7 protein-coding genes are annotated in these 12,783 nt (G+C 37.3%); all 7 read left to right on the top strand.

Features of this window, described 5'->3' with window-relative positions; genetic code table 11:
* The first annotated feature begins 2 nt into the window (after nt 1-2).
* Nucleotides 3-1,421 (top strand): glycoside hydrolase family 140 protein, encoded by a 1,419-nt coding sequence (locus EOD40_RS01705; protein WP_231129556.1) that lies wholly within the window; start codon nt 3-5, stop codon nt 1,419-1,421.
* 124 nt (nt 1,422-1,545) lie between these two features.
* The gene (locus tag EOD40_RS01700) at nt 1,546-3,126 is read left to right on the top strand and encodes a glycoside hydrolase family 28 protein (protein ID WP_128193168.1); all 1,581 of its coding nucleotides are present in this window, start codon (nt 1,546-1,548) and stop codon (nt 3,124-3,126) included.
* A gap of 13 nt (nt 3,127-3,139) precedes the next feature.
* On the top strand, nt 3,140-4,060 hold the full coding sequence (locus tag EOD40_RS01695) for a glycoside hydrolase family 43 protein (protein WP_128193167.1): 921 nt from the start codon (nt 3,140-3,142) through the stop codon (nt 4,058-4,060).
* A complete protein-coding gene (locus EOD40_RS01690) occupies nt 4,060-5,928 on the top strand; it encodes a sialidase/neuraminidase family protein (RefSeq protein ID WP_128193166.1) in 1,869 nt (622 codons plus the stop codon). Before EOD40_RS01695 ends, EOD40_RS01690 begins: the two co-directional genes overlap by 1 nt.
* Nucleotides 5,929-6,053: 125 nt before the next feature.
* On the top strand, nt 6,054-8,843 hold the full coding sequence (locus EOD40_RS01685; protein ID WP_128193165.1) for a family 78 glycoside hydrolase catalytic domain: 2,790 nt from the start codon (nt 6,054-6,056) through the stop codon (nt 8,841-8,843).
* A gap of 41 nt (nt 8,844-8,884) precedes the next feature.
* Nucleotides 8,885-10,297 (top strand): alpha/beta hydrolase family protein, encoded by a 1,413-nt coding sequence (locus tag EOD40_RS01680; RefSeq protein WP_128193164.1) that lies wholly within the window; start codon nt 8,885-8,887, stop codon nt 10,295-10,297.
* On the top strand, nt 10,281-12,758 hold the full coding sequence (locus EOD40_RS01675) for a glycoside hydrolase family 95 protein (protein WP_128193163.1): 2,478 nt from the start codon (nt 10,281-10,283) through the stop codon (nt 12,756-12,758). Before EOD40_RS01680 ends, EOD40_RS01675 begins: the two co-directional genes overlap by 17 nt.
* Nucleotides 12,759-12,783 lie beyond the last annotated feature (25 nt).

The following is a 12,783-nucleotide window of genomic DNA, read 5'->3' as shown; positions in this document are numbered from 1 at the left end:
AAATGAAAATAATGATTTCTAAAAAGAAGATTGGTAAAATAATTACTCTTGCAGGATTGAGTTTTGCGAGTATTTGTTCTAATGCTCAGACCACTGCAAAACCTTTGCAAAACCTTCAGGTTAGTCCAAACAAACACTATTTTCAAACTCAGGATGGAAAACCATTTTTCTGGTTGGGAGATACGGGTTGGTTAACTTTTGGGAAGTTGAGCCGTGAAGAGATGAATACCTATTTTCAGGATAGAAAAGCAAAAGGCTACAATGTTATTCAGGTAATGGTATTGCATAATATAACAGCCAAGAATGTTTATGGTGATGCGGCACTGATTGATTCTGACTTATCTAAACCATTAACTACTCCTGGAAATAATTTTAATAATCCGGCCGAATATGATTTTTGGGATCATGTTGATTATGCTTTAGATGTAGCACAAAAGAACGGGATTTACTTAGGTATGGTACCGGTTTGGGGAACTAATATTAGTAGTAAAGACAGCAAAGTAACTAAAGCTCAGGTTGAAAAATACGCTAAATTTTTAGCCGAAAGATTTAAAAATAGAACCAATGTTATCTGGTTGAACGGTGGAGATACTTATGGAGATAAATTCACGGACATTTGGAATACCATTGGAAGTACTTTAAAAACCAATAATCCAAAACAATTAGTGACTTTTCACCCTTTTGGACGTACGGATTCATCTGAGAATTATCATAATACAAGTTGGTTGGATTTTAATATGTTCCAATCAGGACACAGAAGATACGATCAGGATACTTTGCCAAATTCTTTCAAAGAGGATAATTACAAATTTGTGCTGAGAGATTTTGCGTTGAAACCTACTAAACCAACATTAGACGGAGAGCCTTCTTACGAAGGAATTCCTCATGGTTTGCACGATACTTTGCAACCAAAATGGAAAGATCAGGATTTGAGAAGATATGCTTATTGGTCAGTTTTTGCTGGTGGTGCCGGTTTTACTTATGGGAATAATGCTGTAATGCAAATGTATCATAAAGGCGAAAAGAAAGGAGCTTATGGAAACAAAGCAATTTGGAGAGATGAGCTTAATGCTCCGGGAGCAGCTCAAATGCAATATCTGAAAAAATTAATACTGAAACACAATTATTTTAGTCGTGTTCCTGATCCTTCAATCGTGGCTAATCAAGGTGAAAAATATGATTACTTGATTGCGACAAGAGGTACAAATTATGCTTTAGTTTATACGTATAATGGAAAAACCATGTCGTTGAATATGGGTAAAATTAAAGGAGCAAAAGTAAACGCTGCCTGGTTCAATCCTAGAAATGGAGTAGAGAAAGCAATAGGCGAATTTAAAAATGCAGGTGTTTTACAATTTGATCCTCCAGGTGAAAAAGTAGATGGAAATGATTGGGTTTTAGTTTTAACATCAAAAAAATAATCTGCTTTTCCTGCAATCCTGAAGCTTCGGGACAAAACTTTGTAGGTGTAATTGCTAAACATACAAATATCTACAAGGTCTGAAAAGACCTTGCAGGATATGAAAAAGATTAAAAATAACAATTATGAAGATCAAACATATACTATTATTACTTTGTTTCATAGCTGGATTCAATTCCGCTGTCGCTAAAAATGAAGGTTGGATTAACATTCTGAATGCAGGTGGAAACAACAAAGGGATTTTGTGTACAAAAGTAATTCAAGGTGCTATTGATAAAGCATCAACTAATGATGGAGGCGGAACTGTTTATTTTCCTGCCGGAAATTATTTAACAGGGGCTTTAAAATTAAAAAGCAACATTACAATTTATCTGGATGCTGGGGCGGTTTTGAAATTTTCAGAGAATTTTGATGATTATTTACCTTATATCGAAATGCGTTATGAAGGAATCATGATGAAAACTTTTTCGCCATTATTCTATGCTAAAGATGCTGAGAATATTAGTATCAAAGGAAGAGGAGTTATCGACGGTCAGGGAAAAGCCTGGTGGAATGAAGTATACCGAATTGAAAGTGCCAAAGGTCCTATTCCACCAACTAAATACCAAACCATGTGGGTGGAACAAAACGAAGGAATTAAGTATGAAGCTTATTATAAAAGAACAATTGATAAGCATTTTTTCAGACCTTCTTTTTTCCAAACTCAAAACTGTAAGAATATTTTAATTGAAGGAGTTACTTTTCAAAATTCTCCTTTCTGGACCATAAATCCGGAGTTTTGTGAGAACATAACAATTACTGGAATTACAATTAATAATCCGCATTCACCTAATACCGACGGTATCAATCCTTCGTCTTGCAAAAATGTACACATTTCGAATTGTCACATTAGCGTAGGCGACGATTGTATTACCATCAAATCAGGAAGAGATGAAGACGGTCGTAAATATAACGTAGCTACAGAGAACGTAACGATTACCAATTGTACGATGTTGAGTGGGCACGGTGGAGTGGTGATAGGTAGCGAAATGTCGGGTGGAATCAAAAAAATTACGATTTCAAATTGTGTTTTTGACGGTACAGACAGAGGAATCCGACTGAAATCGGCTCGTGGTCGTGGTGGTGTTGTCGAAGATATTCGTGTAGACAATATCGTGATGAAAAACATCAAAGAAGAGGCTGTTATCCTGGATTTGTTTTATGATAAATCGAGCAAAGAAGAGCCTGTTTCAGAGCGAACGCCTATTTTCAGAAACATTCACATCAGTAATTTAACAGGAACAGAGGTTAAAAAAGCGGGAACTATTTATGGAATCTCTGAGATGCCTGTTCAAAATATTTCTTTTTCGAATATCAACATTCAGGCTGTAGAAGGATTTACATTGAACACTGCTGATAATATAGAGTTTCACGATGCAAAAATTACAACGACCATTGGCGCTTCTTTCAAAATCGAAAATTCGAATAATTTGATTTTAGACAATGTGGCTACAATGAAACCAATTGCTAATACCCCATTGATTAAATTGACGGATGTTTCAAACATGATGATTAATAATAATTTTCCAATGTTTGCTACCGATGTTTTCTTAGAAGCTGATGGTGCTAAAACTAAAGGGATTTATTTGAAAAACAACGTTTTTAACAATGTGAAAAAAGTAGTAAACAAAGGAGCAGCATTAAACGCGGCTGCTGTTGTTGAATAAAAGGATTAATTTGATGAAAAAAATTACAATAGCATTATTAGTATTAGTTGGTTTATCCAGTTGTGTTTCTAAAAAAGCAGAAGCTTATTTGTTTACTTCGTTTAGAGAACCGGCTACTGATGGATTGTATTTGGCTTCCAGTGAAGACGGTTACCATTGGAAGGATTTGGGTGGGCCTTACTTAAAACCGGAAGCCGGAAAGAGTAAAATCATGAGAGATCCTTCTATCGTAAAAGGGAAAAATGATGTGTATCACATGGTTTGGACAACCGATTGGAAAGGTGGGGACGGTTTTGGTTATGCCAGTTCTAAGGATTTAATACATTGGTCAGAGCAGCAGTACATTCATGTGATGAAGAATGAGCCTGAGGTTGTCAATGTTTGGGCTCCCGAAATTTTTTATGATGACGAACAGGATAGATACATTATCATTTGGGCTTCAACCATTCCGTTTCGATATGCAAAAGGTCAGGAAGAAGAGAAAAACAACCACCGAATGTATTATGTAACGACTAAGGATTTCAAGACTTTTTCGGATACCAAATTGTTTTTTGAACCTGGTTTTTCGGTTATTGATTGTGTGCTTTTAAAAAGAGCTAAAAACGATTATGTTTTGGTTTTAAAAGACAACACCAGACCAATGCGAAATATAAAAGTGGCTTTTGGAAAAACACCTCTTGGACCTTTCGAAAATATCTCTGAGCCGTTTACAGCCTATCTTTCAGAAGGGCCTACAGTTTTAAAGAAAGATAATGACTGGTTGATTTATTACGACAATTACGGAGCAAAAAATTACAAAGCCGCTAAAACTTCCGATTTCAAAAAATTTGAAGATGTGTCTTCTCAAATTCAATTGCCGGAAGGACATAAACACGGAACGATTACAACTATTTCAAAGAAGACTTTGAAAGCTTTAATTGAAAATAAAAAATAATGAATACAATTCTAAACATAAAAGAAAGCTTCTTAGCAGTAGTCATAACAATTGCAAGTTGTACAGCTGCTGTTGCACAAAACGATACGGTAAAATATGTTGGAAAAACGCTTTCTAATATCGATTATCATCACGGTCAGTTGAGTCCGGCTGTTGGTGTTCATGCCACTCAAATCATGCGTGCCAGCCGTGAACATCCTGAAAAAGCGGACGGTTTTGGTTGGACCTACAATCACCAGCCGATGATGGCATATTGGAATAATACTTTTTTTGTGGAATATTTAAGTGATCCTTCGGGAGAACATATTCCGCCAAGTCAAACCTTATTGATGACTTCTAAGGATGGGGTTAACTGGTCAATGCCTAAAGTGATTTTTCCTATTTACCGCATTCCTGATGGATGGAAAAAAGAAGGTGTTGAAGGAGTTGCTAAAAATCTCGATGCAATCATGCACCAACGTATGGGATTTTATACTTCAAATGACAAACGACTTTTTGCCTTGGCCTATTACGGAATTGCCATGGATGAAAAAGACGATCCAAATGACGGAAAAGGAATTGGACGTGTGATTCGTGAGATATACAAAGACGGAACTTACGGGCCTATATATTTTATCAGATATAATAAATCCTGGGACAAATCTAAATCGGCTTTTCCATTTTATACTCAGGCAAAAGACAAAGGTTTGAAAAAAGCCTGCGAAGAAATCCTGTCAACACCTTTAGTTTTACAACAATGGGTAGAGGAAGCTGATCGCGATGACGAATTAATTCCGTTACAAAAACCATACAAAGCCTTTAATTATTATCATTTACCAAACGGAAATGTGGTAGGTTTATGGAAACACGCCTTGACTTCTATTAGTAAAGATGAAGGGAAAACTTGGGAATACAATCCATTGAGAGCACCAGGTTTTGTAAACAGCAATGCTAAAATTTGGGGACAAAAAACATCTGATAACCGTTATGCAACAGTGTATAATCCATCAGAATACCGTTGGCCATTGGCCATTTCGACTTCTAATGATGGTTTAAATTACACCGATTTATTATTGGTTCACGGTGAAATCAGTCCGATGCGTTATGGTGGAAACTATAAATCTGTAGGGCCGCAATACGTTCGTGGTATTACCGAGAAAGACGGAACTCCGCCGGATGGAAATCTTTGGGTGAGTTACAGTATGAATAAAGAGGACATTTGGGTGGCTTCCATTCCCGTTCCGGTGACTTCGGTTGTAACGGAAAACGCAAATGATGTTTTTAATAATTTGCCTGATGGTCAGGAATTGAAATTATGGAATATCTATAATCTTTCCTGGGCTTCCGCCAAAATTGAAAAGAAAGATGACGGTAAAAAATGGCTGACTCTAAGAGATCATGATTTATTTGATTATTCCCGCGCCGAACGTGTGATTCCTTTTGCTGAAAAAGTAGAAGCTACATTCACGGTAAAACCGGAACAAAATAATCATGGTTTATTACAAGTTGAATTTCAGAACCGTCAAGGATTGCCGGCGGTACGATTGGTTTTTGACTCTGATGGACAGTTGAAAGTAAAAAATGGAGCCCGTCATAGTGGGGTGACAAAATATGAGGCAAATAAGGAGTATACAATTAAAGTGACGTTGGATGTAAAAACACGTTCTTACACGGTAAAAGTGAATGATGAAAAAGAATCAGGTGCAAAAATATTCTATGCTCCGGTAGACGGAATTTCACGCATTATGTTTAGAACCGGAGAACAACGTTATACTCCAAATCCTGATACAGCTCCTGATGTAGAGGATTATGATGATTTAAAAAATACGGGTATGGAAATCCCGGAAGCTGTGTTTAATATTAAATCTTTGGTTACGAAAAAATTATAGGACACAGATGAAACGGATTCGCTATCGCGAAGACGCAGATTGGTACGGATTTAAAAATCTGTTTTTATCCGCGTTTTTTACAAAGTAAATCAGTGCCATCCGTGTGCTAATCTCAACAATAAGAAATGAAGAATTTAAAAAACATAGTATTTCTCCTTTGTCTGTTACTGGCTTTTAGTTCTAATGGACAAATTGCTGTTAGCCATTTAACATGCAATAGTGCTACAAATCCTTTGGCGATAAGTGCGCAAACTCCTGTTTTTAGTTGGCAAATCAATTCTAAAGATTTCAATGTTTCGCAAACGGCTTATCAGTTATTGGTGGCTTCGTCAAAAGAGAAATTAAATAGTAACGAAGGAGATGTTTGGGATAGTGGAAAAGTAGTTTCTACAGCAAGTCAGGATGTGCGTTATAATGGCAAAGGCTTAAAAAGCGAAACCAAGTATTTCTGGAAAGTGAGAGTTTGGGTTAATGATAAAAAAGCTTCTGAATGGAGTGAAATAAATTCTTTTAGAACGCAGCCTTCGGATTTGAATCCAACTTGGATTGGTGCTATTACTAAAGCAGATAGTCATTTGCCGGAAGGCCGAAATTATCATGCTGTTACTTTCAAAAAAGAGAAAAAACAAGCTATTATTGATGCCTCTGATTCTTTGTCCCGAAGAAGTATTCAATTGCGTAAATCATTTGCTATTTCGAAAAAAATAAAAGAAGCAGTAGTTTATGTTTCGGGATTGGGACATTATGAGTTGACGCTGAATGGGAAAAAAGTAGGAAATAGTGTGTTTGCTCCTTTGTGGACGGATTATGACAAAACGGTCTATTACAATACCTATGAAATCAATGCGAATGAATTACTGAAAGGTGAAAATGTAATCGGGGTTTTATTGGGTAACGGAATGTATAATATGCTTGCCGAAAGGTATGCGAAATTCTTTGTGAGTTTTGGTCCGCCAACCTTATTCTTGAAAATGAAAGTGGTTTACGAAGACGGTTCGGAACAAATTATAAAAACCGATAAAAGCTGGAAATATTCTAAAAGCCCGATTACTTTCAACAGTATTTTTGGAGGCGAAGATTACAATGCCAATTTAGAACAGAAAGGCTGGAATACCGCTGGTTTTAATGACAAAGATTGGAAAGCAGTTGTTGTTCAGGAAGCGCCAAAAGGTGTTTTAAGGGCCCAACAAACCACTCCCGTGCAAGTTGAAGAACAATTTGGCGTTAAGGCCGTAACGGAACCAAAAGCTGGAGTTCGTGTTTTTAATATGGGGCAAAACTTATCCGGTTTCCCAACGATTAAAGTAAAAGGGAAAAAAGGACAAAAAGTACGCATTTGGGTTGGTGAAGGATTGAATGATGACGGAACCGTTGGTCAGGGAAGATCCGGAAAACCGTATTATTTTGAATATACTTTAAAAGGCGAAGGCGTAGAAGAATGGCAGCCAAGATTTAGCTATTATGGTTATCAATACATGCAAATTGAAGGCGTGAATTACAAGGAAACAAAGGATTTTTCAAAGCCAACAATTGTAGATTTAAAATCTAATTTTATCTATAATTCGGTTGGAATGGCTGGAAGTTTTACTTCTTCAAATGAAATTTTCAACAAGTCGCACGAATTGATTAATAATGCCATTAAGAGTAATTTTCAATCTGTGTTGACCGATTGTCCGCATAGGGAAAAACTGGGTTGGCTGGAAGAATCACATTTGAATGGTCCGGGACTGATTTATAATTACAATATGAAAAATTATATCCCGTCCATCATGCAAAACATTGCCGATGCACAGCGTGAAAACGGTATGATTCCTACCATCGCGCCGGAATATGTGGTTTTTGGTGGTGATTTTACCGATTCTCCTGAATGGGGTGTGGCAGGTGTAATTTTACCTTGGATGTATTATGATTATTATGGCGATGATTCTTTGTTAAAAGAATACTATCCTGTGATGAAAAAGTATGTGGATTACCTGACTTCAAAGGCTGACAAAGGTATTGTTTCTTATGGATTGGGCGATTGGTATGACTACGGAGAACACGCCGCGGGTTATTCTAAAAACAGTCCGATAGCACTTTCGGCTACCTCACATTACTATTTTGGTATCGATTTACTGGCCAAGGCAGCGAAGTTATTAAACAAGAAAGAAGATGCTGTTATTTATGAAAATTTAGCAATAAGTGTAAAAAAAGCATTTAATGGCAAGTTCTTTGATACAAAGACAAAACAATACGGTACAGCGAGTCAGTTTAGTAATGCCATTCCGTTGTTTTTGAATATGGTTGCTCCAGAAGATAAGCAGGCAGTTTTAGATAATTTGGTAAACGACATTAAAGCCAGAAATTATAGATTGACGACCGGAGACGTGGGGAATCGTTATTTGTTTCAGGTTTTGGCTGATAATGGGCTGAATGAGGTAATGTACAAAATGCACAATCATTATGATGCGCCGGGTTATGGTTTCCAAATTAAATTTGGCTTGACCACCTTAACTGAGCAATGGGATCCACGCAAAGGAAATTCATGGAATCATTTTATGATGGGGCAAATTGAGGAATGGTTTTATGAAAGTTTGGTTGGAATTGTTCCTGATGAGTCAAATCCAGGGTTTAAACATTTCTTCCTGCAACCTGAAATTGTAGGTGATATGACTTTTGTTAAAGGAACTTATAATTCGGTTTTTGGGGAAATTGCATCGGAGTGGGAGAAAAAAGACGGTAAAGTATCTTTTAAATTCACGATTCCGGCTAATACCACGGCAACGGTAAAATTGCCGATAAATAAGAATGCAGTTATCAAGGTAAATGGTAAAATACTAAGCGATTCTAAAACGGTTCTGAAAGTTTTAAGCAATGAAGATAAAGCTTCATTTGTTTTAGGTTCAGGAGTATATGTTGTAGAATGTGCTTTGTAAATGAAAATAAAATGATAAATTTAAAGAGGAAAAGGGATAGAATGAAAAAGCTGTTTTTTGTGGCATTTCTGTTTTTGTTCTTACCAAAAGTAAGTGCGCAAACTTCCGATAGTAATTATAGAGAACCGATAGCAAAGGCCATCAAAACAATCGAATCCATTTTTAAAGTTACGATTAACGATAAAGATGGTTTGTTAAAAGGCAAGGAACTGGATTATGCCGAATGGAGAATTCGTCAGGGGAATTTAGAGGTTTCATTGACAGCCATTTTAGCTCCGTTTGATCTTACTTTTTTCAAAGAAAATGATTCAACTTATGTGATTCGAAAGTTTGAATACGCCAGAAGATCGATTGATGTAGGCAAAGAGCGTTTGGAATATCTGGCTGATTTGTATCCTAATTTAAAAGCCTGGGAAAGCAGAAAAGCCGATTTGAAACAATGTATCATTAGTTCCATTGGTTTAGACAAAGCACCGCCAATGCCAAAGGGAAAACCAATTTTGACACCAAAAAGAATCTATAAAGATTACAGTGTGGAGAATATTGGTTTGGAAATTATTCCGGGCGTTTATGCAACGGGTTCTATTTACAAACCCTATCCATTAAAAGGAAAAGCGGCTGTAGTGATTACGCCTAATGGACATTTTGGTGATGGAAGGTATAGAAAAGACCAGCAATACCGTTGCGCTATATTGGCAAAAATGGGAGCGGTTGTGGTAGATTTTGATTTGTTTGCCTGGGGTGAATCGACTTTACAGTTTGAATCGATTTTACATCGAAATAGTATTGCGCAAACTATTCAGGTTTTAAGTGCTGAACGATTGTTAGATTATTTGGCAACACAAAAATATGCTGACATGAGTCGCGTAGCAGCTACCGGAGGTTCTGGTGGTGGTTCTCAAACGATGTTTTTGGCAGCGATTGATGACAGAATAAAAGTTTCAGTGCCGGTGGTAATGACATCATCTCATTTTGTTGGTGGTTGTCCTTGTGAAAGTGGTCGCGGTTTACACCTTTGTGGAAACGGAACAAACAATGCTGAAATTGCAGCAATGGCGGCTCCAAAACCACAGTTGATTGTTTCCGATGGTGGCGATTGGACGGCTACAGTGCCGGAATTAGAATTTCCATTTATTCAAAAAACCTATGGTTTGTATGGAAAACAAAGTTTGGTTGAAAATGTACATTTTCCTAAAGAAGGACATAATTATGGAGAGTCAAAACGCATGGCGATGTATCCTTTTATGGCAAAATATTTAGGATTGAACATTAACAAAGTAAAAAACAGCAAAGGAGAAATAGACGAATCGACTTGTGTGATAGAACCAACAGAAAAGCTATTGGTTTTTGGCGCTAAAGGCGAAAAGTTACCTGCAAATGCATTAAAAGATATTAATCAACTATATGCCCTTTTTGGCGAAAAAAACGAAAAAGTATATGAAGTTAAGAAATAATATAGCGAGAATTTTATTTGGATTATCGACTTTTTTGGTAACGATAACAATTCAGGCGCAATCAAAATCGGATTTAAAACTTTGGTACAATAAACCCGCTGCTATCTGGAATGAAGCCCTGCCTTTGGGGAATGGTCGTTTGGGAGCAATGGTTTTTGGAGATCCGTCTATCGAACGTTTACAATTAAACGAAGAAACTATTTGGGCAGGTTCTCCAAACACAAATGCACATAGCAAATCGTTAGCTGCTTTGCCAGTGGTAAGAAAGTTAGTTTTTGAAGGAAAATTCAAAGAAGCCCAGGAATTAGCTACTCGTGATATCATGTCGCAAACTAATGATGGGATGCCGTATCAAACCTTTGGGAGTGTGTATATTTCGTTCAATGGGCATAACGATTATAAAAATTATTACCGTGATTTAGATATTGCCAATGCCACGGCTTCGGTTCAATACGAGGTGGATGGCGTTACTTATAAGAGAGAAGTATTAACTGCTTTTGCTGATCAGGTTATTGCAGTGAAATTATCGGCCAGCAAAGCCGGGAAGATTAGCTGTAATGTGATGATGAACAGCCCGATTGATAAAACCATTTCTTTTTCAGACAACAACGAAATTGTGATGACCGGAACCGGAACTAATTTTGAAGGTGTAAAAGGGAAAGTAAAATTTGAGGGTCGTCTGGCAGTTCAAAATAAAGGTGGAAAAGTAACTTCAAAAAATGGGGTTTTAAGCATCAATGGAGCTGATGAAGCGACTTTGTACATTTCTATTGGAACTAATTTTGTTGATTACAAAACATTAGACGAAAATCAGGAGCAAAAATGTAAACGTTTTCTTGAAGCGGCCTTGACCAAAAACTTTGATGAAATTAAGAAAGCACATGTGGCTTATTACCAAAAATTCTTTAACCGTGTAGCATTGGATTTGGGTACAAATTCGGCTATGAATGCTACAACTGATGAGCGTATTAGAAATTTCTCGAAACAATTTGATCCGCAATTAGCGGCTTTGTATTTTCAATTTGGTCGTTATTTGTTGATTTCATCTTCGCAACCGGGTGGACAACCGGCTAATTTACAGGGAATTTGGAACGATATGGTTTCGCCTCCCTGGGACAGTAAATACACTACAAACATCAATGCCGAAATGAATTATTGGCCGGCTCAGCTAACCAATCTTTCTGAAATGCACGAGCCTTTTATCCAAATGGCAAAAGAATTGAGTGTTACCGGTGCTGAAACTGCAAAAACAATGTACAATGCCCGCGGTTGGGTCTTGCATCATAATACCGATATTTGGCGCGTAACCGCTCCGGTAGATCAGGCAGCTTCAGGAATGTGGCCTACAGGTGGCGCCTGGGTTTGCCAGGATTTGTGGGAACGTTATCTGTATACAGGCGACAAAAAATACTTGACCGAAATTTATCCGGTGATGAAAGGAGCGGCGCAGTTTTTCCTTGATTTCATGGTTATGGATCCAAATACAGGTTATTTAGTCGTAGTGCCTTCTTCTTCTCCTGAAAATGCACATGCCGGCGAGGATGGAAAATCGACTATTGCTTCGGGAACAACTATGGATAACCAATTGGTTTTTGATTTGTTTACCCATGTGATGGAAGCTTCGGCTTTGGTTTCGCCTGATGCAGCTTTTACCAAAGAATTGGCAGCAGCTTTGGCAAAAATGCCTCCAATGAAAGTGGGGAAACACAATCAGTTACAAGAATGGCAGGAAGATTGGGACAATCCACAAGACAATCACCGTCACGTTTCGCATTTGTACGGCTTGTTTCCGAGTAATCAGATTTCACCAATTAAAACACCTGAATTATTTGAAGCGGCTAAACAATCGTTGATTTACAGAACAGATGAATCTACTGGTTGGTCTATGGGGTGGAAAGTTAATTTATGGGCCCGTTTGTTAGACGGAAATCACGCTTATAAATTGATTCAGGATCAATTGCATTTGGTAACGGCTGACCAAAGAAAAGGTGGTGGAACTTATCCGAATATGCTTGATGCACACCAGCCATTTCAGATTGACGGTAATTTTGGATGTACCGCAGGAATTGCCGAAATGCTGATGCAGTCTCAGGAAGGAGCTATTCAATTATTACCGGCCTTGCCAACGGTTTGGAAAGATGGTTCGATAAAAGGATTAGTAGCCCGAGGTGGTTTTGTAATAGATATGGAATGGAAAAATAACAAAGTTTCAACTTTGAAAGTATATTCAAAAATTGGTGGAAACTGCCGTTTGAAATTAGAAAACACGTTAAAAGCAGACAAAGGATTTGTACTTAAAAATGCAAAAGGGAAAAATCCGAATCCTTTATTTTATGAGGTGGAAGTGAAAAAACCGATTATTTCTAAAGAAGCAAAATTGCCTAAAGTGCAATTGCCAAAGTATAATGAATACGATGTAGAAATGAAAGCAGGACAGACTTATACTTTTTACGGGAATTAATTTTTCCCCTCCATTTGAGGGGTGC

Source organism: Flavobacterium sufflavum (assembly GCF_004016525.1).
Taxonomy (GTDB): Bacteria; Bacteroidota; Bacteroidia; order Flavobacteriales; family Flavobacteriaceae; genus Flavobacterium; species Flavobacterium sufflavum.
Note: the sequence above shows the minus strand (reverse complement) of the source record. Positions and strands in the feature narration are given on the sequence as shown.